The organism is Arthrobacter echini, assembly GCF_004803505.1.
In the GTDB taxonomy this organism is placed as follows: Bacteria; Actinomycetota; Actinomycetes; order Actinomycetales; family Micrococcaceae; genus Arthrobacter_D; species Arthrobacter_D echini.
In genome coordinates, this window is record NZ_SSWH01000007.1 from 152105 (window position 1) to 176843 (window position 24739).

Annotated in this window: 21 protein-coding genes and 1 tRNA gene; 10 read left to right on the forward strand and 12 right to left on the reverse strand. The window is 68.0% G+C overall.

Annotated features, from left to right (window positions below; all coding sequences use genetic code 11):
* Positions 1-8 precede the first annotated feature (8 nt).
* The 4 genes from E8P82_RS09695 to E8P82_RS09710 form a co-directional block, all read right to left on the reverse strand.
* Complete coding sequence (locus E8P82_RS09695; RefSeq protein ID WP_136454538.1) at positions 9-1271, reverse strand: M20 family metallo-hydrolase; 1263 nt, start codon at positions 1269-1271, stop codon at positions 9-11.
* A gap of 35 nt (positions 1272-1306) precedes the next feature.
* Entirely contained in the window at positions 1307-3034 is a 1728-nt protein-coding gene (locus E8P82_RS09700) for an amidohydrolase (RefSeq protein ID WP_136454449.1), read from the reverse strand.
* Between the two features lie 12 nt (positions 3035-3046).
* The gene (locus tag E8P82_RS09705) at positions 3047-4369 is read right to left on the reverse strand and encodes an MFS transporter (RefSeq protein WP_136454450.1); all 1323 of its coding nucleotides are present in this window, start codon (positions 4367-4369) and stop codon (positions 3047-3049) included.
* A 140-nt stretch (positions 4370-4509) separates the two neighbouring features.
* Positions 4510-4830 carry a hypothetical protein gene (locus E8P82_RS09710; RefSeq protein WP_136454452.1) on the reverse strand — a complete coding sequence of 107 codons (321 nt, stop codon included), beginning with the start codon at positions 4828-4830 and terminating at the stop codon, positions 4510-4512.
* Positions 4831-5549: 719 nt separating this feature from the next.
* Between E8P82_RS09710 and E8P82_RS09715 the strand changes: the two genes are divergently transcribed.
* Positions 5550-6986 (forward strand): MFS transporter, encoded by a 1437-nt coding sequence (locus E8P82_RS09715; RefSeq protein WP_211096847.1) that lies wholly within the window; start codon positions 5550-5552, stop codon positions 6984-6986.
* A 43-nt stretch (positions 6987-7029) separates the two neighbouring features.
* Here the strand turns inward: E8P82_RS09715 and E8P82_RS09720 are convergent, their stop codons facing one another.
* Positions 7030-7371: a hypothetical protein gene (locus E8P82_RS09720; protein WP_136454453.1), complete on the reverse strand. Its 342-nt coding sequence runs from the start codon at positions 7369-7371 to the stop codon at positions 7030-7032.
* Positions 7372-7488: 117 nt separating this feature from the next.
* On the opposite strand from E8P82_RS09720, the gene E8P82_RS09725 reads away from it, so the two are divergent.
* Entirely contained in the window at positions 7489-7689 is a 201-nt protein-coding gene (locus E8P82_RS09725) for a hypothetical protein (protein ID WP_136454455.1), read from the forward strand.
* An 85-nt stretch (positions 7690-7774) separates the two neighbouring features.
* Here the strand turns inward: E8P82_RS09725 and E8P82_RS09730 are convergent, their stop codons facing one another.
* Together E8P82_RS09730 and E8P82_RS09735 are read right to left on the reverse strand one after the other, a co-directional pair.
* Positions 7775-8242 (reverse strand): hypothetical protein, encoded by a 468-nt coding sequence (locus E8P82_RS09730; RefSeq protein ID WP_136454457.1) that lies wholly within the window; start codon positions 8240-8242, stop codon positions 7775-7777.
* Between the two features lie 111 nt (positions 8243-8353).
* Positions 8354-8426, reverse strand: a tRNA-Lys gene (locus tag E8P82_RS09735).
* Positions 8427-8596: 170 nt separating this feature from the next.
* Between E8P82_RS09735 and E8P82_RS09740 the strand changes: the two genes are divergently transcribed.
* A complete protein-coding gene (locus E8P82_RS09740; protein WP_136454458.1) occupies positions 8597-9568 on the forward strand; it encodes a 2-hydroxyacid dehydrogenase in 972 nt (323 codons plus the stop codon).
* A 29-nt stretch (positions 9569-9597) separates the two neighbouring features.
* On the opposite strand, the gene E8P82_RS09745 is transcribed toward E8P82_RS09740, so the two are convergent.
* Positions 9598-10056 (reverse strand): hypothetical protein, encoded by a 459-nt coding sequence (locus E8P82_RS09745; protein ID WP_246021180.1) that lies wholly within the window; start codon positions 10054-10056, stop codon positions 9598-9600.
* A 178-nt stretch (positions 10057-10234) separates the two neighbouring features.
* Here E8P82_RS09745 and ilvD point away from each other — a divergent pair, with 178 nt between their 5' ends.
* The 5 genes from ilvD (at position 10235) to serA (ending at position 17457) form a co-directional block, all read left to right on the forward strand.
* Complete coding sequence (ilvD, locus tag E8P82_RS09750) at positions 10235-11938, forward strand: dihydroxy-acid dehydratase (protein WP_136454460.1); 1704 nt, start codon at positions 10235-10237, stop codon at positions 11936-11938.
* Between the two features lie 313 nt (positions 11939-12251).
* The gene (locus tag E8P82_RS09755; RefSeq protein ID WP_136454462.1) at positions 12252-14141 is read left to right on the forward strand and encodes an acetolactate synthase large subunit; all 1890 of its coding nucleotides are present in this window, start codon (positions 12252-12254) and stop codon (positions 14139-14141) included.
* Between the two features lie 2 nt (positions 14142-14143).
* Positions 14144-14656: an acetolactate synthase small subunit gene (gene ilvN, locus E8P82_RS09760; RefSeq protein ID WP_136454463.1), complete on the forward strand. Its 513-nt coding sequence runs from the start codon at positions 14144-14146 to the stop codon at positions 14654-14656.
* A gap of 58 nt (positions 14657-14714) precedes the next feature.
* Positions 14715-15740, forward strand: a complete 1026-nt coding sequence (gene ilvC, locus E8P82_RS09765; protein WP_136454465.1) for a ketol-acid reductoisomerase — start codon at positions 14715-14717, stop codon at positions 15738-15740.
* Between the two features lie 127 nt (positions 15741-15867).
* Complete coding sequence (gene serA, locus E8P82_RS09770) at positions 15868-17457, forward strand: phosphoglycerate dehydrogenase (protein ID WP_136454543.1); 1590 nt, start codon at positions 15868-15870, stop codon at positions 17455-17457.
* A 4-nt stretch (positions 17458-17461) separates the two neighbouring features.
* Here serA and E8P82_RS09775 read toward each other — a convergent pair whose 3' ends face one another.
* Together E8P82_RS09775 and E8P82_RS15025 are read right to left on the reverse strand one after the other, a co-directional pair.
* Positions 17462-18496 (reverse strand): S1C family serine protease, encoded by a 1035-nt coding sequence (locus tag E8P82_RS09775; RefSeq protein WP_168796542.1) that lies wholly within the window; start codon positions 18494-18496, stop codon positions 17462-17464.
* Positions 18497-18554: 58 nt separating this feature from the next.
* Positions 18555-18692: a hypothetical protein gene (locus tag E8P82_RS15025; RefSeq protein WP_168796543.1), complete on the reverse strand. Its 138-nt coding sequence runs from the start codon at positions 18690-18692 to the stop codon at positions 18555-18557.
* 231 nt (positions 18693-18923) lie between these two features.
* Here E8P82_RS15025 and E8P82_RS09780 point away from each other — a divergent pair, with 231 nt between their 5' ends.
* Together E8P82_RS09780 and metG are read left to right on the forward strand one after the other, a co-directional pair.
* Positions 18924-19871 carry an acetamidase/formamidase family protein gene (locus E8P82_RS09780; RefSeq protein ID WP_136454468.1) on the forward strand — a complete coding sequence of 316 codons (948 nt, stop codon included), beginning with the start codon at positions 18924-18926 and terminating at the stop codon, positions 19869-19871.
* A 46-nt stretch (positions 19872-19917) separates the two neighbouring features.
* Entirely contained in the window at positions 19918-21492 is a 1575-nt protein-coding gene (metG, locus tag E8P82_RS09785; RefSeq protein WP_136454470.1) for a methionine--tRNA ligase, read from the forward strand.
* 46 nt (positions 21493-21538) lie between these two features.
* On the opposite strand, the gene E8P82_RS09790 is transcribed toward metG, so the two are convergent.
* Both E8P82_RS09790 and E8P82_RS09795 read right to left on the reverse strand, forming a co-directional pair.
* On the reverse strand, positions 21539-22078 hold the full coding sequence (locus E8P82_RS09790; RefSeq protein ID WP_136454472.1) for a hypothetical protein: 540 nt from the start codon (positions 22076-22078) through the stop codon (positions 21539-21541).
* Positions 22079-22144: 66 nt separating this feature from the next.
* Complete coding sequence (locus E8P82_RS09795) at positions 22145-24739, reverse strand: ABC transporter permease (protein WP_136454473.1); 2595 nt, start codon at positions 24737-24739, stop codon at positions 22145-22147.

Genomic DNA, 24739 nt, shown 5'->3' on the forward strand with positions numbered 1-24739 from the left:
AGGGCGGGTCAGCCACCGGCGACGAAGTCGCCGCCGACCACGCGGCGGAGCACCTCGGTGAGGAGGTCGACACCGGCGAGCATGTCCTCGTCCCGGGTCAGTTCCTTCTCGTTGTGGGAGATGCCGTCCACGCTCGGGACGAAGAGCATGATCGTGGGGACGATGTCTTTCATGTTCGTCGAGTCGTGGCCCGCCAGAGTGCGAACGGTGCCGTAGGTCAGACCGAGTTCCTCTGCCGCTGCGGCGGCCAGCGCCATGCCGGAGGCGTCATAGGCCTTCGACGCCCAGATGTGCTCGGCGCCGCGCTCGATCGACACGTCGGCGCGCTCCTCGATGGCTGCGACCCGCCGGTGCAGCTCGGCATCGGCCGCTGCCAGCACGTCGTGGTCGGTGCTGCGCAGATCGACGAGCAGGTCCACGCGGCTCGCCACCACGACGGGGGAGTTCGGGAACACCGTGAACTCGCCGCACGAGGTGATGACCGCGTGCTCGTCGGTGGAGAACTCGTCGGCGATCTCACGTGCAGCGGCCACCAGCAGCGATGCACCGAGCAGGGCATCATGACGGTCGGCGATGACGGTGGCGCCGGTGTGTGCCTGTTCGCCGTGCACGACGAACTCGTACTTGTTCGCGCCCCAGGTGGATTCCACCAGCCCGATGGAGAGCCCGTGGTCCTCCAGCGAGCGCCCCTGTTCGATGTGGATCTCCAGGTAGGCCGCGACCTCCAGACCGAAGTCGCCGACGGTGCCGATCGATTCCAGTGCCTCACGCACCGTGGTGCCGCGCGGATCGGTGGTCGCGAGGACCTGCTCGACCGGGAGCTTGCCCGTGAACACGGCACTGCCCATCATCGAGGGCTTGAAGCGGCACCCCTCCTCGTTGAACCAGTTGATGACGGCGATGTTGAACGCGGGGGCAGAGGCATCCGCCAGGGCCGCCCGGAGGCGGATGGCCGCATGTGCGGCAGCGAGCACTCCGTAGGCGCCGTCGAAGCGCCCGCCCAGCGGCTGGGAGTCCAGGTGGGAGCCCATCGCCACGTAGGGCACCCCGGGGACGAGTTCGAGCAGCGCGAACTGGTTGCCGACGGCGTCGTAGCGGACCTCGAAGCCGTGGCCCTCGACGAGCCCTCGGAACCAGTTCCGCGTCTGCCCGTCGGCCGCTGTGCCGGCCTGGCGGTCCACCCCTCCGCCGGTAGTGGCACCGAACGTGCTCATCGAGCGGAAGTCGGCGAGGAAGGCTCGGGCCGCCTCGTCACGTTCGGTGGAGTCCATGCCGTCGGGGGAGGCGGTGGTGGAATCGGTCGTGCTCATGCTGCGGCTCCGTTCGGCCTGGTGGATTCGGTGGGGACGCCGTCGAGGGTGGAGTGGGTGAATCGGCCGCCGACGAGCGTGGCCAGGACGTCGAGTGCGGCGATGTCCGGGGCGTCGAGCGGCGAACCGGAGAGGACCGCCAGATCGGCGAGCTTCCCGATACGCAGCGAGCCTTTCTCGGCCGCGGTACCGGTGGCGGCGGCACCCCAGGAGGTGTAGGCGCGCAGCGCCTCCTCCGGTGAGAGTCCCTCCACGGGGGCGCCGTCGTCGTCGGCACCCCCGAGGACACGGCCGGTGGAGGTGCGGCGGTCGACCCAGGCCTGCATGCCGCGGCGGACGTTGTTGTCGGACACCGGCAGGTCGGAGGAGCCGGCGAGCAGACCGCCGGCGTCGACGACGGAGCGGCCGCGGTAGAGCCAGCCCTCCCGGTCGGGGCCGACGAGGGCTGCCATCTGGTCGCCCAGCGGGCCGATGAAGGCGGCCTGTGGCGTGACGGCGATACCGTGGCGGGCAGCGAGGTCGACCTGGTCAGGTCGGGCGATCCCGAAGTGCTCGATCCTGTTGGGCAGCAGATTGGCGCCGTAGGCGTCCTGGCAGGTGACGATCAGGTCCAGGGCCAGGTCGATGGCGGCGTCGCCGATGGCATGCAGGGCGATCGGCCAGCCGGCCCGGTAGACAGCGGTGACCGCATCGCGGTAGGCGGTCTCGTCGTCGAGCAGGTAGCCGCGGGTGTGCGGGTGGCCGCAGAAGTCCTCGGTGACGGCGGCGGTGGTGCCGAGCAGGGAGCCGTCCAGGAAGACCTTCACCGGTCCGAGTGAGAGCCAGGCATCACCGAAGCCGGCCCTGATCCCCAGATCCAGCCCCCGGCCGGGGGACCCGTGCAGGTCCTCGGCGTGGGCGGCGATCTGGTGCAGGGCGTCGAGGGTGGGCATCAGCTGGGCGCGCGCGTGCAGGCGGCCGGTGCTGCGGGCGTGCTGGTAGGCGTCCACTTCCAGGGGGCTGTGCCCTATCCATCCGGCGGCGATGCCGGCCTCGGTGAAGCTGGTGATGCCTTCGGCGGCGTACCGGGAGGTGGCGGCGTCGAGCGCATCGACGATGGCGGCGCGCGAGTAGGGCAGCAGCAGGTCCTGCACGAGCCCCTGGGCGGCCTCCTCGACGACCCCGGTGGGTCGGCCCTGGCCGTCGCGGCGAACGGAACCACCCACCGGGTCCTCGAATCCCGGCTCCAGGGCACCGGCCAGCGCCAGGGTTGCCGTGTTGGTGATCGCCTGGTGGCCCGAGACGTGTCTCAGGTACAGCGGACGGTCGCCGGTGACGGCATCGAGCCGGGCGATGTCGGGGAAAGCGCCACCGTGGTGCTCGTGGTTGAATCCGGTGCCGTGCAGCCAGGCGCGGCCGGCTGCCCCGCCGTCGGGCTTCTCGTCCTCCTCCAGTCGTGCCGCCTCGGCCTCGAGCAGGGCGTAGAGCTCGTCGAGGCCGCGGGCGTGCTGCAGGTCCACCGACTCCAGCCCGAGGCCCCACCAGGTGGTGTGGCAGTGGGCGTCGATGAACCCGGGCACGATGGTTGCTCCGGCGAGGTCGATCTCACGGGTGGCGGTGCAGCCGGCGAGCTCGTCGTCGAAGCCTGCGATGCGCCCGTGCAGGATGCCGATGCTGCGCGCGCGGGGGCGCTCGTCCTCGAGGGTGATGATGTGGGCACCGCGCAGGATCAGGTCCAGGTTCATGCGCAATCCCTCCTAGTGCCGGAAGCCGGGCAGGTCCACGCTCATGCGCGGTGCGAGATACCCGGCGACGGCGGTGAACAGCGACAGGACGACGAGGATGGTGGCAGCAGGCCACCACTGCCTGTCCGCAGCCGCGGTGAGACTGACGGCCAGCAGCGGGATGAAGCCGGAGAGCATGCCGGCCACGTTCTGGGAGAATCCGACACCCGTGTAGCGGGTGGTCGCCGGGAACAGGCCGGTCATCACCGTGCCCGATGCCGCGTAGGGGAAGGACAGCGTCGCAACGGCCAGGACCACACCCAGGACCACCAGCACGTCGTTGCCGCTGGCAACCAGGAGGAACGCCGGCACGGCGACGACGGCGGAGAGCAGTCCGCCGTAGATGATCACCTTGCTGCCGCCGAAGCGTTCGCCCAGCCGTCCGCCGATGATCAGCACCGGAATCTCCACGACGGCGGCGACGATCGTGGCGAGCAGCATCAGCGAGGCGCTGTAGCCCAGCACCGTCGTGCCGTAGTAGACCATGAACGCGGTGACGAGGTAGAAGCCGCCCACACCGAGCAGCGCGGCGGCCATGCCGACGATGATGTGCTTCCAGCTCTGCTTGAGCACGGTGCGGATGGGTGCCTTCTCGGTGGCTCCGGCCTCCAGCAGCTCCGCGAAGACCGGGGACTCGTCCAGCCGCGAGCGGATGAACAGGGCCAGCAGCAGCATCGGGAAGGCGGCCAGGAACGGGATGCGCCAGCCGAAGGAGGTGAAGGACTCCTGCGAGAAGTACAGCGTGGCCAGGAAGAAGCCGCCGGAGGAGAGGATGGTGCCGATCGGGGAGCCGATCTGCGGCAGGGCGGCGTAGCGGGCGCGGCGCTTCAGCGGCGCGTTCTCCACGACGATCGTCATGGCCCCGGACCATTCACCGCCCACGAAGAGTCCCTGGAAGATGCGCAGCAGGACCAGCAGGATCGGTGCGGCGACCCCGATCGCCGAGTAGTCGGGCAGCAGTCCGATCAGCCCGGTCACCAGGCCGATGCCCACGATCGTGATCATCAGGGTCCTGCGACGGCCGATCCTGTCGCCCATGGCGCCGAAGAACATGCCCCCCAGGGGACGGGCCACCAGGCCCACGCCGAACGTGGCGAAGGAGGCCATCGCGGCCGCCGTGGGGTTCTCGTTGGTGAAGTAGTGGACGTTGAAGATGAGCGCTGCGGCGGCACTGAAGAGGAAGAAGTCGTACCACTCCATGGCGGTGCCGACCAGGGCTCCCATGGCGACCTTCGTGGCTTCCTTGTCGGTGACCTGGTGGGTCGCTCCCGCTTCGAGATTGGTCTGCTGGGTCATGTGTGCCTCCACACTGGTGCTCGGGGCGGGACGGCGGGACTGCCGCGCTGAGGGACTGCCACCAGTCTCGCAGCGTGAGGAGGCTCACTCCAAGGGACGTTCGGCACGGGTTCATCGGCGTTCCTCTCACGCGTGATGCGTTAGCCCCACCACGAGCACTCCCCGCTGCCGGCGCAGAACTCCGCCGTACCGGCGAGCAGTCCTTCGAAGCGCTGATCCGCAGCCTGCGCTGCACGCGCCCCTCGGGCGAGCCGGACGAGCTGCGGGACATCACGCTGGACATCGCCACCGACGTCGGGGTCTCCCGCGCCCGCGTCGACATCCCCGTCGACGCGGCAGGGACTGGTCGCATCGGTCTTCGGGGTGACCGCGGCATCACCGACCGTCGTCGAGCGGGCCGCCACCGCGGTTGGTCTAGTCGTGCTCGACACGGACGTGGTGATCGGGGTTGCCGACTTCATGCAGCGCTTCCACCCGCCTTCGTCCGCTACGGAACCCGACCAACTTCCGGCCGTGCCACGCTCCGCGACGTGTGTGCCCGACCACCGTAGCCGCATCGACGATCGACGATCGACGATCGACACACCGTGGTGCCATCATGGCACCACGAAGAGGATGAACTTGCGGGACGTTCCCGACGATGTGTACGCAGCGCTGGCGGCGCGGATCCTCGGCCGTGAGGTTGGAGGGCTGCGTCTGGCTTAATGGCGACAGCCTGCTAGAAGCGTCGCGCGACTGATTCAAGGTGGTCGCGGTACTGCCGCCACAACGTATCGTCCCCAACAGCCATGGTGTCGTTGCCTTTCCGACGATTGGCGCTTCCGTCGACAAGTTCACGTCGGCCTATTTCCACGTGATCGCATCGCGACCCTCCTGCAGATACCGGTGCAGGTTCGCCTTGAGATCATCATTCATGCGCGTCAGGCTGCCGCACTGTCATACTCCCGGCAAGCGCTCAGCGGACAGCTCCCGGTGAGGCGGCGCTGAAGTTGCATACCTCCCGGGCAGCACACGCGTATGATGGTCAGTCCTCGCCTCCCAGGGATCATCGACTGCACAAACAGCAGCCGGTAGGGTCGGCCGACTACGAGTCGGTCACAGAATGATCATGACCGACGATTGGAGTTCTGGGCAGTATGAAGACCTTGCGTACCTGGTGGAGTTGCGGGCGGTGCAACACATGAGCAACACGCTTCCGTTTCCATGCACTGGTGGGGCCGTCGCCGCACAGGTCAAGCAGCCGGCGGGTCTGAACAAGCGGGGAACCCTGATCTCCACGATCCTGGGTTCGAGCCTGGCGTTCGTCGTCGGATCGATCATCAACGTCGCTCTGCCGCAGATGCAGCAGGAATTCGAGGCCGGGGCAACCGGAGCGCAATGGATCGTCAATGCCTACCTGTTGCCGTTGGGTGCCCTGGTCCTGCTCGGTGGTGCTCTTGGTGACAAGTACGGGCGACGGCGGATCTTCCTGGCAGGACTCGTGATCTTCGCTGTCGCGTGTGTCCTGTGCGCGGTCGCATGGAGCTTCCCGGTGCTCTTGCTCGGGCGGGTCCTGGAAGGCGTCGGCGCCGCGATGCTGGCACCCACGTCCCTCGCAATTCTGGCCGACGGCTTCTCCGGGCGTGAACGAGGCGCTGCCATCGGTACCTGGACGGCTGCGAGCGCTGCTGCGGGGGCTGCAGCACCGCTCCTCGGCGGGGTGATCGTCGATGTCGCCGGCTGGCGCTGGGCATTCGTGCTGATGGTGCCGCTGTCCCTCATCGCTCTGGTGGTCGCCTTCCGCTCCGTGCGCGAGAGCCGGGCCGACGCCGAGGAGAGTGCGCCCCTGGACTGGGTCGGTGCAATCCTGTCCGGGGTGGGCCTGTTCGCCCTGATCTGGGCATTGATAGCACTGCCGGATCGTGGCCCGACAGGCGTGGTCTGGGGTGCGCTCGGGTTGGGGATCCTTCTGCTCGGCGCCTTCGTCCTCGTCGAGCATCGACTCGGGGATGCTGCGATGACCCCGCTCGTGCTCTTCACCATCCGTACCTTCTCCGGCCTGTCGATCCTGACGTTCTTCCTCTACGCCGCTCTCGGCGGGCTGATGGTCCTGCTGCCCTACGTCCTGATCGAGGAGATCGGATACTCCGCCACCGGAGCCGGCGCCGCGATCCTCCCCTTCCCGCTCCTGATGTTCCTTCTTTCCCGCTTCGTCGGTGGAACCCTGTCCGAGCGATTCGGCACCAGAACCCTGTTGACGGTCGGTTCCAGTCTGGTCGCTGCGGGCTTCCTCCTGTTGTCGGCCGTCCCCCCGATGGACGTGAGCTACTGGCGTCACATCCTCCCCGGGCTCGTCGTCCTCGCCTGCGGGATGGCCACCTCGGTGACCCCGCTGACCACTGCGGTGCTCAACAGTGTGGGGCAGCGCTACACGGGCGTTGCCTCAGGGGTGAACAACGCCATCTCGCGCATCGGCGGTCTGGTGGCAACGGGCCTGCTCGGGCTGGTCCTCATCGGTTCCGCCGACAACCTCCTGGAAGGGTTCGCCGCCGCAGCCTGGGTGGGAGCGGGGCTTGCATTGCTCAGCGCCGTCACGGCCTTCCTCCTCGTCCGCGATACTGCGGAATCGGCCGACTGACGGCGCCTCGCGACTGCTATGCATCCTGACCGCGGACGAGCCATCAGAATGATTCCCTGCGACGATGCATCCGCGTCTGCCGTTCCAGGGTAGCTGCGCGCCCTATCAAAGCCCAGAAGCCACCGACGACGACGATTCCAGGCAGACTCAGAACAAGCAACAGGGAAAAGACGATTTCCAGATTTGCGGATTCAGGGCTCGGTGGTGCGTCAAGTCTGCCCTGCATCATTACCAGGATGAACCACGCGATGACGGCAAGACCGACCACCCACAGGTATCGCACCCAAGCTCGCAGGTCGGGTTCTCTCCTGAGAACGAGGAACCCGACGACCAGAACGCCGATTGGCAACGCGGCGAAGCCAAGCATGAACCAGATGAGTTCCATGGGACTCATACTTGCGCATAGTTGCGTCGAAAGATCGCTCGACGGTTCTCCTGGTGTCCGTTGGCGGTCCCATCGCCGCCCTGTCGCTGCGCCTAGTATGGCGGTATGGGGACTGTCGTGGATGAGGAGCGACGGCATGTCGTTCCGATCGTGGTGGTAGGGGTATTGATGACCGCAGCGTATGCGTTGATCGGTGCGCTGCAGATCCTGGTGTGGAACCCGTTGGCGGCAGTTCCCGACATGAACCGTGACGAGATCAAAGCTGCGATGTCCGCCGCCGCAGACACCACCTCCTCTCCAACAGAACCTGATCGGTGAAAGAGGTCGTTGACGTTATCGACCACGAGCGGGTATGAGTGTGGGGCGGTGAAGGCCTTGCATGTGCGCGGTACTGCACGCCGCGTCAGGGCGGTGACGAGCCCCGACGCGATCCGATGGCTCCGGCGACGCTCTGCTCGAGGGAGTCGATCGTCGCATCGGGCAGGACGATCAGCCCGTCGAGCTCACGGCGTGCCCGGCGGTACGCGGCCTGCCGTTCGGCTGCGGTGGCGGCGTCGTCCACTGCCACGGTGACGAGCTTGCGTGCGGTCTCCAGGCGGGTGCGCTCGTCCACCGTGAAGCCGCTGGCCTTCACGCGGCGCGCCTCGGTCTCGGCGACCTGGAAGGCGACGTCGTAGGCGGTGACGGCGGACCGGTAGGCAGCGAGATCCTCGGGATCCACGTGCGCTGCGTTCGGGTGCTCGAGTCGGTACAGCTCCACCCTACGTCGGTGACGCTTTTCCGCAGCCTCCGACCAGCCCTCGAAGGCGAGCGCGGAGAGCGGGAGCACGAGCCACCAGTAGTCTCCGGCGACGGCGAGGAGTTCGTTCACGGGACCATCGTAGGCGTCCACCACTCGCACCGGCCGCGTCGGCACGACATTCCCGGACAGAACGATTCCCCGCCCCTCAGGCGGCGAGACCTGACGAGCGGGGAATCGAAGTGCACCCCTCGGGACTTGAACCCGAAACCCATTGATTAAGAGTCAATTGCTCTGCCAATTGAGCTAGAGGTGCGTGGCGTCTTCCTTCCCGGTTTGACCCGGTCCGGCGATCCGCAACAGCACTGAACATTACCAGCATCCGCGCTGAATCATGAAACCAGCGCACGTGGTCGGCTCTGATATACCGGCGGTGGGGTCGCAGTGCCGGACCCTGCCCGGGGATGCGCACACTAGGCTGACGGCATGACGACTCCCGTGCCGGACGCCGACCACCGACCAGTGCGCACCCTCAGCGTCCCGACAGCCGAGCTCAGGGATGCCCTCGCCGACGCCTCACCGCAGGTCGACGTGGTGCTCTGGGACTTCGACCACGCGCCCGACGGCGTGGATCCCGCCCATCTCGACGCCGTCGTCCTGCCGTACACGGGCGAGGCCGATCTGGCCGGAGCGCTCGCCGCGGCCACCAACCTGAAGCTCGTCCACACGCAATCGACCGGCTACGACGGCGTCGCGGGCCTCGTGGGACCGGACGTCGCGATCGCCACGGCAGCCGGCGTCCACGCCGCCGCCACGGCGGAACTGGCCGTCGGACTTGCCCTGGCATCGCTGCGCGGCATCGACGACGCCGTCCGGCAGCAGGCCGAGGGCGTGTGGCGCAGCGCACGCTATCCGGGCCTGGCCGATCGCAGGGTGCTGCTCGTAGGCGTCGGTGGCATCGGTCGTCAGATCCTCAGGCGGCTGGAGACCTTCGAGACCGAGATCACGCGGGTGGGCAGTGTCGCCCGCGACGACGAGCGTGGCCACGTCCACGGAAGCGACGAACTGGAGGAGCTCGCACCGCACCACGACGTCGTCATCGTCATCACGCCGCTGACCGACTCGACGCGCGGACTCATCGGGCGGCGGGTGCTGGCGGCGCTGCCCGACGGCGCGCTGGTGGTCAATGTGGCGCGCGGACCGGTCGTCGACACCGAGGCCCTGACCCGCGAGGTCATCGCCAGCCGGCTGCGAGCCGCGCTCGACGTCGTCGACCCGGAACCGCTGCCGTCGGGCCATCCGCTGTGGAGTGCGCCGGGAGCACTCATCACGCCGCACAACGGCGGCAACACGGGCGCTTTCCCACCGCGCATCCGCGCACTGCTCCACCGCCAGATCCGCGTCCTCGGAGAGGGTGGGGAACCGGACAATCTGGTCCGGCGGGGCCCCTGGCAGTGACCGTTCCGGCGCAGGGTGCCCGCGGTGCCTCAGGCCAGGGCGATGAATGCCTCCATGAAGGCGGTGAAGTCCACGAGGTCGTCGGTCTGTTCGAGGAGCATCGGTGTACCCGGGCCGATGTCGAGCACCGGTTCGGCCTCGAGGCCGAACCGGAAGACCCGCCCGGTGCTCGTGCCCACCTCGTAGCTGCCGTCCTCCCACTGGAGAGCGTGGGCCAGATTGGTCATGTTCACGTCGGAGGGCACGCCCGCGCTCGTGATGCCCGAGAGGTCCGTCGGGGCGATCATCAGTTCGGCGGGCTTCCAGCGGTAGCCGACGACGAATGCCGTTCCCGTGCCGTCCCCGATACTGGCACCGTGCCGGAAGGCGACCACCAGGTTGTAGTCACCGTAGTTCGGTATCTGCCGGTCGAAGACGCCTCGGAGCGCGTTCTTCAGTCCCTGCCCACCCTCGAGCGGTGAACCTGATCCGGAATCTTCGGAAGTCATATCACGCCGCTTCGCTAGGAGGCTGTCGGTCTGGTCCCGTCGGGGAACCGGTCGCGGTACATCCGTCCGCCGGGCTGGGAAGATCACCCTCCGAGCCAGCCTACCGGAGCCTGCAGCGGCTGTAACAGGACAGTCATACTGCCGAAGGCGACCCTTGCACACGCCTAGACTCTCCCCTATGAGTGTGGAGACGACCCCGGACATCAAGCCCAGAAGCCGTACTGTCACGGACGGTATCCATGCCGCCCCGGCCCGCGGCATGTTCCGGGCGGTCGGCATGGGGGACGACGATTTCGCCAAGCCGCAGATCGGCGTCGCAAGTTCCTGGAACGAGATCACGCCCTGCAATCTGTCCCTCAACCGCCTCGCCCAGGGCGCCAAGGAGGGTGTGCATGCCGGGGGAGGGTTCCCCATGCAGTTCGGCACCATCTCCGTGTCCGACGGCATCTCCATGGGACACCAGGGCATGCACTTCTCCCTCGTCTCCCGCGAGGTCATCGCCGATTCGGTGGAGACCGTGATGGAAGCCGAGCGGATCGACGGCTCGGTGCTCCTGGCAGGCTGCGACAAGTCCCTGCCGGGGATGCTGATGGCCGCCGCGCGCCTCGATCTGGCGTCCGTGTTCCTCTACGCCGGCACCATCATGCCGGGCTTCGCGAAGCTCGAGGACGGCACGGAGAAGGAGGTCACCCTGATCGACGCCTTCGAGGCCGTGGGTGCGTGTGCCGCCGGGACGATGAGCCGGAAGGATCTCGACAGTATCGAGCGCGCCATCTGCCCGGGCGAAGGAGCCTGCGGCGGCATGTACACCGCTAACACGATGGCGTGCATCGGTGAGGCGCTGGGGATGTCGCTCCCCGGGTCGGCGGCCCCTCCCTCGGCCGACCGCCGCCGTGACATGTTCGCCCGCAAGTCCGGCGAGGCCGTGGTGAATCTGCTGCGCCTCGGGATCACCGCCCGCGACATCCTGACCAAGAAGGCGTTCGAGAACGCCATCGCGGTGACCATGGCCTTCGGCGGATCCACGAACGCCGTCCTGCACCTGCTCGCCATCGCCCGCGAGGCGGAGGTGGACCTCACCCTCGAGGACTTCACGCGCATCGGGGACCGCATCCCGCACCTGGGGGATCTCAAGCCCTTCGGGCGCTACGTGATGTTCGACGTCGACAAGGTGGGCGGCGTCCCGGTGATCATGAAGGCACTGCTCGACGCCGGGCTGATCCACGGTGACTGCCTCACCGTCACCGGTAAGACTGTCGCCGAGAATCTCGCGGAGATCGACCCGCCGGATCTGGACGGCAAGATCCTGCGGGCGCTCGACAATCCCATGCACAAGACCGGGGGTATCACGATCCTCCACGGCTCGCTCGCTCCCGAGGGTGCCGTGGTCAAGAGTGCAGGCTTCGACGCCGACGTCTTCGAGGGGACCGCGCGCGTCTTCGAACGCGAGCAGGGTGCCCTCGACGCCCTCGACGCGGGGGGTATCCAGGCGGGCGACGTCGTCGTGATCCGCTACGAGGGACCCAAGGGCGGACCGGGCATGCGCGAGATGCTCGCCATCACCGGAGCCATCAAGGGCGCAGGCCTCGGCAAGGATGTCCTCCTGCTCACCGACGGGCGCTTCTCCGGCGGGACCACGGGACTGTGCATCGGGCACGTGGCGCCCGAGGCCGTGGACGGCGGACCGATCGCCTTCGTGCGCGACGGCGACCGGATCAGGGTGGACATCGCCGCGAAGAGCTTCGACCTGCTGGTGGACGGGTCCGAACTCGATCGGCGCAGGGTCGACTGGTCCCCGCTTCCCGCACGCTACACCAGGGGTGTGCTCGGCAAGTACGTGAAGCTCGTGCACTCGGCGTCGACCGGTGCCTACTGCAGTTGACCGAGGGGTCGCTGTCCACGCACTGGACGCGAATGTCCACGATGTGAGACGAGCAGGGGAACGTTTGACACGCTTTCCGGGGGCCGGGGACACTACAGGTATGCATTCCGCACCCGTAGTCGTCATTCTTACCCAGCGCGTGGTCTGAAGCCCGTTCGGTAGACGACTTCACCCACGCGTAACCCCTCGAAGAGCCCCACCGGGCTGAGGGGTTTTTTTGTTGACACGATCTGTCGACACAGTTCGCGCGGGAGAAGGTGCGTCCGCAGTCATAGCAGCAGCAAAGCAGTAACCGTTCCGAAGGAAGTTCCAGATGTCCAAGGGATCGCCCATCAGCCCAGCGCTGTTGGCAGCAAGGCCAGCACCGCAGGCAGCGCCTGTACGAAATGTGGCCCCGGAGCGTGACGCGGCGCCGGTCAGCGCCGTCCGTGGCCCGAACACCGTCGTCGCGCCCATCCCGATGCTCGGTTCCGCGGCGATCGTACGGTCCCTCGAGGAACTCGGGGTCGATGACATCTTCGGTCTGCCCGGAGGGGCGATCCTGCCCACCTACGACCCGCTGATGGCCTCCTCGAAGCTCCGCCACATCCTCGTGCGCCACGAGCAGGGCGCCGGGCACGCGGCCCAGGGCTATGCCATGGTCACGGGCCGGCCCGGGGTATGCATCGCGACCTCGGGTCCCGGCGCCACCAATCTCGTCACGGCGATCGCGGACGCCCACATGGACTCCGTACCCATGGTCGCGATCACAGGTCAGGTCTCCAGCGCGGTCATCGGCTCCGACGCGTTCCAGGAAGCCGACATCGTCGGCATCACCATGCCGATCACCAAGCACTCCTATCTCGTGACCGACGCCCAGGACATTCCCAGGGTGCTGGCCGAAGCCTTCCACATCGCCACCACGGGCCGTCCGGGACCGGTGCTCGTGGACATCGCCAAGGACGCCCAGCAGGGCGAGATGACCTTCTCCTGGCCGCCGAGGATCGAACTGCCCGGGTATCGTCCGGTACTCCGCGGGCACGCCAAGCAGGTCCGCGAGGCCGCCCGCCTCATCGCGGAGTCGCAGCGGCCGGTGTTCTATGTGGGAGGCGGCTGCATCAAGGCGCACGCCGCCGCGGAACTGCTGGAACTCGCGGAGCTGGTCGGCGCCCCCGTGGCGACCACCCTGATGGCGCGGGGAGTGTTCCCGGACTCGCACGAGCAGCACGTGGGGATGCCCGGGATGCACGGCGCGGTCTCGGCCGTGACCGCTCTCCAGCAGTCGGATCTGCTGATCACCCTCGGGGCACGCTTCGACGACCGCGTCACCGGTGTGCTCTCCAGCTTCGCCCCGAACGCGAAGGTCATCCACGCGGACATCGACCCCGCCGAGATCTCCAAGAACCGTCTGGCCGACGTGCCGATCGTGGGCTCGGTGAAGGAGATCATCCCCGAGCTGACAGCGGCGCTCCGTGGTGCCTTCGATGCGCAGGGCCGGCCTGACATCTCCGCCTGGTGGAAGACGCTGGACCGCCTGAGGGAGACCTACCCGGTGGGCTTCACGCAGCCCGACGACGGCCGTTCGGCACCGCAGCAGGTCATCAAGCGCATTGGCGAGCTCACCGGACCAGAGGGCGTCTTCGTCTCCGGTGTGGGGCAGCACCAGATGTGGGCCGCCCAGTTCATCCAGTACGAGCGCCCCCATTCCTGGCTCAACTCCGGGGGCCTGGGCACCATGGGGTACTCGGTGCCCGCGGCGATGGGGGCCAAGGTCGGCGATCCGGACCGCGTGGTGTGGGCCATCGACGGTGACGGCTGCTTCCAGATGACCAATCAGGAACTCGCCACCTGCGTGATCAACAACATCCCGATCAAGGTCGCGGTCATCAACAACTCCTCGCTCGGTATGGTGCGGCAGTGGCAGACCCTGTTCTACGAGGGCCGGTACTCCAACACCGATCTGAACACCGGTCACGACACCGTGCGCGTACCGGACTTCGTGAAGCTCGCCGACGCCTACGGGTGCGTGGGGCTGCGCTGCGAGCGGGACGAGGACATCGACGCGACCATCGAGCAGGCGCTGGCCATCAACGACCGCCCCGTGGTGATCGATTTCGTGGTCAGTCGGGACTCGATGGTGTGGCCCATGGTCCCGTCCGGCGTGAGCAACGATCTCATCCAGATAGCCCGCGGCATGACACCGACGTGGGAAGAGGAGGACTGACCATGGCACGCCACACCCTCTCCGTCCTCGTCGAGGACGTCCCCGGTGTCCTGACGCGCGTGGCGAGCCTGTTCGCACGTCGGGCATTCAACATCAACTCCCTCGCCGTCGGACCGACGGAGGTTGCGGGCATGTCCCGCATCACCGTGGTGGTCGAGGCCGAGGGTGACCTGCTGGAGCAGGTCACCAAGCAGCTGAACAAGCTCGTCAACGTCCTGAAGATCGTGGAGCTGACCACCGAGCAGTCGGTGCAGCGCGATCATGTCCTGATCAAGGTCAGGGCCGACGCCGCGACCCGTCTGCAGGTCACGCAGGCCGCCGACCTGTTCCGCGCATCCGTCGTCGACGTCGCGATCGACTCACTGATCATCGAGGCCACCGGGACCGCCGAGAAGCTCTCGGCGCTCCTGTCGGTCCTCGAGCCGTTCGGTGTCCGCGAGATCGTCCAGTCGGGCACCCTCGCGATCGGTCGCGGCGCGAAGTCGATGAGTGAGCGCGCGCTGCGCAGCGCCTAGCGCCGCACCGACAGTCCTTCCCAGTCCTACCCGATACCCCGACAGAGGAGAAACACCCGTGACCGAGATGTTCTATGACGACGATGCAGATCTGTCCATCATCCAGGGCCGCACGGTGGCCGTCATCGGCTACGGCAGCCAGGGCCACGCCCACGCGCTGAGCCTGCGTGACTCCGGCGTCGACGTGCGCGTGGGGCTCAAGGACGGATCCTCATCACGGGCCAAGGCCGAGGCCGAGGGCCTCCGGGTGCTGTCGGTGGCCGAGGCGACCGCCGAGGCGGATCTGATCATGGTGCTCACGCCCGACCAGGTGCAGCGCCACGTCTACAAGGAGGACATCGCCCCGAACCTTCAGGCGGGCGACGCGCTGTTCTTCGGCCACGGCTTCAACATCCGCTTCGGTTACATCGAGCCACCCGCTGACGTCGATGTGGCACTCGTGGCACCGAAGGGACCGGGTCACATCGTCCGCCGGGAGTTCGAGGCCGGCCGCGGTGTCCCCGATCTCATCGCCGTCGAGCAGAATCCCTCGGGTTCGGCCCGCGAACTCGCGCTCTCCTACGCGAAGGCGATCGGCGGCACGCGCGCCGGCGTCATCGAGACCACCTTCACCGAGGAGACCGAGACGGATCTCTTCGGTGAGCAGGCAGTGCTCTGCGGTGGCACCTCGCAGCTCGTGCAGTACGGCTTCGAGACGCTCACCGAGGCCGGCTACCAGCCCGAGGTGGCCTACTTCGAGGTACTCCACGAGCTCAAGCTGATCGTGGACCTCATGGTGGAGGGCGGCATCGCCAAGCAGCGCTGGAGCGTCTCGGACACCGCCGAGTACGGCGACTACGTCTCCGGCCCGCGGGTGATCACCCCGGACGTGAAGGAGAACATGAAGGCTGTCCTGGCGGACATCCAGAGCGGGGCCTTCGCGAAGCGGTTCATCGACGACCAGGACGCCGGAGCGCCCGAGTTCACCGCGCTGCGCAAGAAGGGTGAGGGCCACCCCATCGAGGCCACGGGACGAGAGCTCCGCAAACTCTTCTCGTGGATCAAGACGGACGACGACTACACCGAGGGGTCCGTCGCACGCTAGCGGCGCATCCATGTCCCGGCAGGGCACGTGCTCGACGGCGAGCAGGTGTCCTGCCGGAGCCATGTCCGGCCCCGCTCACGTTCCTGCCCTCCCGACCCCCTCAACGACTCCTGAAGGAAGCCCCGTGATACCCAAGCCCGTCGTCCTCATCGCCGAGGAACTCTCGCCCGCCACCATCGATGCCCTCGGCCCCGACTTCGAGATCCGCAGCACCGACGGAGCGGACCGCGGTCAGCTCCTGGCGGCCCTGGCCGACGTCGACGCCGTCCTCATCCGCTCCGCGACCCAGCTGGACGCAGAAGCCATCGGCGCCGCACCCAAGCTCAAGGTCATCGCCCGCGCGGGCGTCGGCCTGGACAACGTGGACATCAGGGCCGCCACCCAGGCAGGCGTCATGGTGGTCAATGCCCCGACGTCGAACATCATCTCCGCTGCCGAACTCACGGTGGGTCACATCCTCAGCCTCGCCCGGAACATCCCGCAGGCCAGTGCCGCCCTGAAGGCGGGGCAGTGGAAGCGCTCGCTGTTCTCGGGCAGCGAGCTCTACGAGAAGACGATCGGGATCATCGGGCTGGGACGCATCGGGGCGCTCGTGGCCGAGCGGCTGCAGGGCTTCGGCACCACCATCCTCGCCTACGACCCCTATGTGACCTCGGCGCGAGCGGCCCAGCTCAACGTGCAGCTGGTGTCCCTCGAGGAGCTGCTCCGCGCGTCGGACTTCGTGACCATCCACATGCCGAAGACCCCCGAGACCCTCGGCATGCTCGGCGCCGAGGCCTTCGACCTCATGAAGGACACCGCATACGTGGTCAACGTGGCGCGCGGCGGGCTCGTGGACGAGGTCGCGCTCCACTCCGCGCTCGAGGACGGCCGGCTCGCCGGCGCGGGCATCGACGTCTTCGTCGAGGAGCCGAGCACCGATCTGCCGTTCTTCACACATGATCGCGTGGTGGTGACTCCGCACCTGGGAGCGTCCACCGACGAGGCACAGGAGAAGGCGGGCGTCTCGGTCGCCAAGTCCGTGCGGCTCGCCCTCGCCGGGGAACTCGTGCCCGACGCCGTCAACGTGGCCGGCGGCGTCATAGATCCCGCGGTGCGCCCCGGCATCCCGCTCATGGAGAAGCTCGGACGTATCTTCACCGCGCTCACGCATGACTCCCTGACCCAGATCGAGATCGAGGTGGCCGGCGAGATCGCAGCCCTCGACGTGAAGGCGCTCGAGCTCGCAGCGCTGAAAGGTGTCTTCACGGACATCGTCTCCGAGCAGGTCTCCTACGTGAACGCGCCCGTCCTGGCGGAGCAGCGCGGCGTGGCGGTCCGCCTCGTCACCACCGCCGAATCCGAGGAGTACCGCAATGTGCTGGCCCTCCGTGGTGCGCTCTCGGACGGGTCGCAGATCTCGGTGGCCGGGACCCTGACCGGACCCAAGCAGGTGGAGAAGCTCGTGGGCGTGAACGGGTACGATCTCGAGATCCCCATCAGCGACCACCTGATCGTGCTGCTCTACGCGGACCGCCCCGGGGTGATCGGCACCCTCGGCCGCCTCCTGGGTGAGCACGACATCAATATCGCGGGCATGCAGGTGGCGCGGAGTCGCGAGGGCGATCAGGCGCTGTCCCTGCTCACGGTGGACAGTTCGGTACCTCAGCAGGTCCTGGAAACCATCCGGGCCGAGATCGGCGCGAGTGTCGCACGTGAAGTGGACCTGCAGGACTGACGCTTCAGAGCTCTCCGGGGTCACACTCGACGGGCGGGCCGGCAGGGCGGGTGACCTGTGCTATGCGCCAGGCAGTTCCGTCCCATTCCATCTGGTATCGATTCGTCCAGATGGAACACTCCTGGCCCTCGGGGCCGTCGGCGGCGGACTGCTCGGTACGTAGTTCCACATCAGCGAGGAGTACGTCCCCCTCACCGGTGACCTGCTCCAGCGTCAGCGTCCGCCAGTACGTCGTGAGAAGACCGCTCCGCCAGGTCTCGAGACCACCGAGCGACTCCTGGAGTTCCGGAGTGAACACCGCGAATGCTGTCTCGTAGGCGCCGTGGTTGATCGACTGGCCGTGGACGAGCAGGCTCTGGGCGATGTTCGTCGCCTGGTCATGGGTCGACTGCACATCGATGACGACGTCGGCGCTGGTGGATTCTTGTCCGCCGTCGCAGGTCTCGGGCGGAACGGGTACCGTGCGCTGCTGCCACTCGGTCGAGGCCTGGTAGGCGCGCGGCCCGGACACGGCGTAGGCCGTCCCCTCCGCGCTGAAGTCCTCTGCGGTCCCGGTCCCGAGCACCCAGGTTCGCTTCGCGCTCATTACTCCGGCGACCTCCCCGTCGATCGTGATCAACGGTCCACCACTGTTCCCCGGGTTCACGGCTGCATCTGTCTGGATGAGGGGCTGCGCGGTCCCGGAGGCGGTGGGGTCCACATTCAGGCCACTGACGGCACCACGGGTGAAGGTGAGATCGGCGCGCAAGGGGTAGCCGAGGGCCGCGACCTCCTCACCGACGGCGGGATCGGCGTCGGTGAACGAGAAGATATGGCCACTGAGGTCGGTGGTCGTTCTGAGCAGCGCGAGATCCGCCTCGGAATTGATACCGAGCACCTGCGCGCTCGTCACCTCACCGCCCACGGCGACGTTCAGTGCTGTGGCGCCCTCCACGACATGTGCGGCGGTGACGATAAGATCGTCGTCGACCAGGAATCCCGTGCCCTGCCCTGCGGCGTCGCATGTGGTGACCGTGAGACGGGCGACTCCCGATTGCACGGTTTCGACGGTCGCGGGCCAGGAAGGTGATGGAGGCGGAGGGAGTGAGGGCTCGGGGTCAGAAGGGACGGTGGTCTCGACGGGCGGTTGCGTCGTCGGCGGTGGAGCTGGTGTGGTCACCGGCGGCGGCGGCGGTGGTGGTGGTGGTGCCGTCGCCCCACCGGCCGGCGAAGGGCCGCCCGGCACGGTGATGCATGCACTGGTGGTGCCGAGGACCAGGAGCCACACGGCGCCCATCTGCAGTCGCGTTCTGCCAGCATGATCCTTCATGATGTCCTCGATTCCGGGCGCGGCCGACCACTTGTGATTACGGTCGCACCAAGAGGACACTGCCACAAGTGGTTCGACTACTCGCTTTCGGGTGAACCTGAGCCGTGGGTACAGGTACCGTACGGAAGAATGCCCTTCTCGAGCAGAAAGGATCCGTATGAGAACACACCAGCTTCCCGCCGAGCAGTCGACGGCGGTCCAGGTCCTCTCGCGGGACACCTCGCCCGTCCTGCGGGTGGAACCCGGGGACCGCGTCGTGGTCGAATCTCTGGACGCCTGGGGCCATCTGGAACGGCAGGTGGCACCGGGGGAGCCGGGCAGCTACCGGTTCCCGGACCGGATCGGGCACGCGCTCACGGGGCCCATCGAGGTGGCGGGAGCCGAGCCGGGGGACACCCTCGCCGTCCACTTCGAATCGCTCGAACCGTACGAGTGGGGGTGGACCGTCGCGAACCGGCAGGACGACGCCTTCCTGCGCGGTCTCGGGCTCGACGGCGCGGAACCGGCGTGGCTGCTCTGGGACCTCGACCGGAGGATGGGCTCGGGGACGAACCAGTTCGGACACAGTGTCCTGCTGTCCCCGTTCCTCGGCGTGGTGGGCCTGCCGCCGGCCGAGCCGGGGGAGCACTCCACGACGCCGCCCCGGACCGCCGGGGGCGGAAACATCGACTGCCGTGAGCTGACGGCGGGTTCCACGCTGTTCCTCCCGGTCACGGTGCCCGGCGCGCTGCTCCATCTCGGGGACGGGCATGCCGCTCAGGGCGACGGCGAGGTGGGCGGCACGGCGATCGAGTGCGGCATGACGACGACCTTCACCGTGGACCTCGTGCAGGATGCCCCGCTGGAGGTCATCCACGCCCTGACGCCCACCGCGCGCATCACCTTCGGCTTCGACGCCGACCTGAACCGCGCGACGTCGGAGGCACTCGGTGCGATGCTGACGTGGCTGCAGCAGCTGTACGGGCTGGAACGGAACACTGCGCTCGCCCTGGCGAGCTCCGTGGTGGATCTGCGCATCACGCAGATCGCCAACCGGACGTGGGGCGTGCATGCGGTTCTCGGGCTCGACGCCGTGCTGGAGAGCGGTGCCATCAACGCCGGCTGAGCGGCAGGCTTGGGCGAATGAGTGCCCACCGGGGTAATTTCGTAGGGTGACCTCCCCAGCCGAGACGAAGCCCCCGTACTACCTCACCACGTCGATCTCCTACCCCAACGGCGTCCCGCACATCGGGCACGCCTACGAGACGATCGCCGCGGACGCCCTGGCCCGCTTCAAGCGGCTCGACGGCTATGACGTGATGTACCTGACGGGTACCGACGAGCACGGCCTGAAGATGCAGCAGGCCGCCGATCGCGAGGGGATCCCCGTCCGTGAGCTGGCCGCACGCAACGCCCTGGCGTTCCGGAGGATGAACGACGTCGTCGGCACCTCCTACGACCGGTTCATCCGCACCACGGACGAGGACCACTACGCGGCCGCAACGCAGATCTGGAAGCGTATGGAAGCTGCCGGTGATCTCTACCTCGACACCTACGCCGGCTGGTACTCGGTGCGGGACGAGGCGTTCTGGCCCGAGGACGAGACCGAGGTCCGTGAGGACGGTGTGCGGTACGCGAGCCAGACCGACACCGAGGTCACCTGGACCGAGGAGGAGAGCTACTTCTTCCGGCTCTCCGCCTACCAGCAGAAGCTGCTGGACCTCTATGCGGCGGAGCCGGAATTCTGTGCCCCGCAGTCCCGCTTCAACGAGGTCATCTCCTTCGTGCAGCGCGGCCTCGAGGATCTCTCCGTCAGCCGCACCACGTTCGACTGGGGTGTGCCCGTACCGGGCAATGACAGGCACGTCATGTATGTGTGGGTGGACGCGCTCACCAACTACCTGACCGGTGTGGGTTTCCCCGACACGGACTCGGAGGCGTTCCGCAGGTTCTGGCCGGCCGATCTCCACGTGATCGGCAAGGACATCTCCCGCTTCCACGCCGTCTACTGGCCCGCCTTCCTGATGTCCGCCGGGCTCGAGCTCCCGGGACGCGTCATGATCCACGGACACCTGAACAACCGCGGCGTGAAGATGTCCAAGTCGCTCGGCAACACCGTGGCACCCGAGGACTGGGTGGAGCAGTACGGTCTGGACCAGACCCGCTTCTTCCTGCTCCGCGAGATCCCCTTCGGGGCGGACGGCTCCTACAGTCACGAGGCGATCGTGGGCCGCATGAATGCCGACCTCGCGAACAATTTCGGCAATCTCGCCCAGCGGTCGCTGTCGATGGTGGCCAAGAACTGCGACGGCGTCGTACCCGCACCCGGGGACCTGGAACCTGCGGACACGGGGATCCTCGAGAAGGCCCACGCCCTGCTGGAGACGAGCCGCGCCGCCTACGAGCGCCAGGAGTTCTCCCGGGCGCTGGAAGCCGTGTGGCTCGTGCTCGGGGACACCAACGCGTACTTCGCGGAACAGCAGCCCTGGGTGCTGCGCAAGACCGATCCCGAGCGGATGCGGACCGTGCTCTACGTGACCCTGGAGGTCCTGAGAGTCGTCGCGATCCTCTCACAGCCCGTCATGCCCACCGGCGCCGGCCGCATCCTCACACTGCTGGGTCAGGGGACAGGGGAGAATGCCGAGGCTCGATCCTTCGACGCCCTCGGTCGGCGGATCGAGCCGGGAACGCCCCTGCCCGCACCGAGCCCGGTGTTCCCGAAGTACGAGGAACCAGCCGAGGGCTGATCCGCTCCCGCGCAGCTGTGCCGACCGACCCTTGCCGACGTCGTTCTCAGCGCCGCCGGAAGCGATCGGCGGCAGTCGCCGTCATGATCCCTGCCACGAGCTCCTGCTGGCCCCGGCAGTCTGCGAGCGAGCGCTCGATCGCGGCATGACCCGGAACGCCCTCACCCGCCCGCGCCCAGTCCTCCAGCGGCACGGCGAGCAGGGTCAGCCACAGGGCCTCCTTGCCCTTGAGCACGGAGAGCAGTGATTCGAGTTCCAGCTGGGCTCCGCCGCTCGCCGTCCGTCGACGGGGATTGAGCGGATTGCGTGCGGAGACCAGCGCCATGACGCGCGCGAGAGACTGCTTGGGCAGGCTCGGCCGGTGTCCCAGCGCCTTGATGAGCCGCTTGAGCATCGCCCGCTCCTCACGGACGGTCATCCGCAGCCGGCCGAAGTCCGCCTCGTACTGTGTACCCGTCCACGAGCTGTGGGCGGCGTCGAAGAGGCGGATGCCGTTCGAGGCACCCATGAGGTGCAGATCGAGATACGGGTAGAGCGTCGAGGGGTCGAACCGTGCTGCTGGCGTGCGCTCCGTGTCCGGCGTCATCGCGGGTTCCTTCCGTTCGTACCCAGCGCCGGGGTCGGCGGGAACCCGCAACGATACCGGGCGGCCTCACTCGGTCGCCAGTCCCGCCACCGGCGAGAGCCTCGCAGCGCGTCGGGCGGGGAGCACGGAGGCGAGCAGACCCGCAGCGACGGCGACTCCGAGCACCGCGATGAGCTGGCCCACCGGCACCGACACGCTCACGTCCGCGATCCCGCCGAGTGCCGATCGTGTCCCGAGCCAACCGTAGAGAATGCCGAGAACGCTGCCCAGCAACGCCGCGACGCCGGCGATGAGCACGGCCTCGACGGCAAGCATCCCGCGGAGCTGACCGCGCGTGAGGCCGAGTGCGCGCAGCAGGGAGTTCTCCCGCCGCCGTTCCAGCACGGACAGCGACAGCGTGTTGGCAACCCCGATCAGTGCGATCAGCACCGCCACCGCGAGCAGGCCGGTCACGATCAGCAGCATGACGTCGATGATCTCGTTGAAGGCGACCCGCTCGAGGGCGGCTCCACTCACCTGGTACTCCGGGACACCGGTGACGTCCACGATCCGGGACTGCACATCCCTCACTGCTTCGGTGTCCATCCCGGCGTCGAGCCCGAGCCAGAAGGAGCTCCCGACGTACGACGCGAGGGTTTGTGCTGCTGGTTGCTGATCCTCCGGAACAGGACCCGCGAGGTACGTCGCCAGGGCATCAGGCGGGGCACCACCGAGGCGCTCGGCGGTCGCCCTGCTGATGATCGGCACGAAGAACGCGGCATCTGTCGTGACCACGGGGAGGGCCGAGGGGCCGTCGCCGCCGTCGAGCACCACCTCCTGGTCGGTCCAGCCCTCAGGTGCCAGGACCACGCCGTCGGTGAGCTCCTTCCCCTCCGAGCGCAGAACACCCTCGAGAGCTGCGGGATCGGTCGCGTAGACGAGTGACCCGCCGTCCTTCCTCGCGAGCATGACCGGCGTGAGTTCCACGACGCTCCGGACGCCGTCGATACCGAGCAGGACCGATGCCGTGTCCTCCGGTGAGGTGGTCGCAGCCGTCGTGCCCGGCATCACGACGGACGAGGCACCGATACCCGCGACCTCGAGATCGACGGTGTAGTTCCGGTCCAGTTCGGCGTCGAAGGTGGACCGCGCGCTCTGCCCGCCGACCATCACCATGGCCACGAGCGTGACACCGACCATCAGCGCCACCGACGACGCGGTGGTGCGGGCAGGGTTCCGTACGGCGTTGACGGCGGCCAGGGTACCGGGGACACCCAGCGGACGGGCGATCCGGCCGACAGCGGCGACACTCGCAGGCACGAAGAACGGTGCCAGCAGGACGACGCCGAGGAAGGACGACGCGCCGCCTGCGACCGCCGGGACCAGTGAGGCCCTGAGTGCCCCGACGGCGAGCAGTGCCACACCTGCGCCGAGGATCACCAGTCCTGTTGCGAGGCGGACCCGCCCACTCCTGCTCCGGACGGCCACGGGATCGCTGGGGCGCAGGGCGGCGAGCGGCGCCACGCGGGTAGCAGCGCGCGCCGGCAGGAGGGCGGCCAGGAGCGTGACGGACACCCCCACGGCCACTCCGACGAGGGCGGCGGCCGGAGGGACGGCCAGCACCGCGAAGGAACCGAACTCGGTCTGCCTGGCCAGCCCCACGAGCCCGGCCATGACACCGACGGCGAGAAGGACGCCGAGCACCGAGCCGACCAGACCCACCAGGGCCGCCTCGATGAGTACCGACGAGCGGATCTGCCGTCGGTCGGCGCCGACGCACCGCAGGAGGGCGAGCTCACGCGTGCGCTGGGCCACGAGGACCGAGAAGGTGTTCGAGATGACGAGACCGGCGACGAGGACGGCCACGGCGGCGAATGCGAGGAGGATCAGGGTCAGTGCATCGTCACCACCGGAGAGCTGCGCCACGTCGGCGAGTGTCTGCTCCTCCGCCGTGCGTACCACGAGGTCGGCAGTCCCAGCGGTGGAGGTGCCGGCCAGGACAGAGGAGATCTCCAGGGCCACCGCACCGGTGTCGGCGGCAGGGTCGAGGGCGAGCTGGACATTCTGCAGGATGGTCTCTCCGCCGTTCAGTGCGCGGATGACCGATTCGGCGGCGAGGATCTGCATGCCGCCGGCGAGTCGCGGATCGGCACTCGGCTCGATCAGCCCCGTCACCAGCAGATCCGACGACACCGTGTCGGACCCTGTAGCCCCGGCCATGCCGCCGCGATCGAGAGCTATCACATCGCCCGGTACCACCTCCAGGCGCGCTGCCGAGGCGGCATCGAGCGCCACCTCGTCGGGCTGCGACGGGTAGGAGCCACTCGTGACCACGGCGGGTTCGAGGCCGTCCGGAGCCGTGCCGGTCAGGACCGCGAAGGACGTCGTCGAGCCGGTGCTGATCCGGCCGTAGCCGCGCTCGAGACCGTGGACGCCCTCGACCCCGTCGACGGCGGCGAGTTCCTCGACCACCCCGGCGGGTACGTAGGGTGTGTCCTCACCGGTGACGACCAGGTCGGCTCTCGCGTACGAGGCGCCGATGCTCTGACCGAGGCTTGCGTTCGTGGTGGCACCGACCATGAGGGTGGCGGAGAGGAAGGCGACGCCGAGCATGACGGCGATGCCGACGGCGATGAAACGCCGGGCGTGCACCCGAACCTGTGCCAGTGCCAGCTGCAGCAT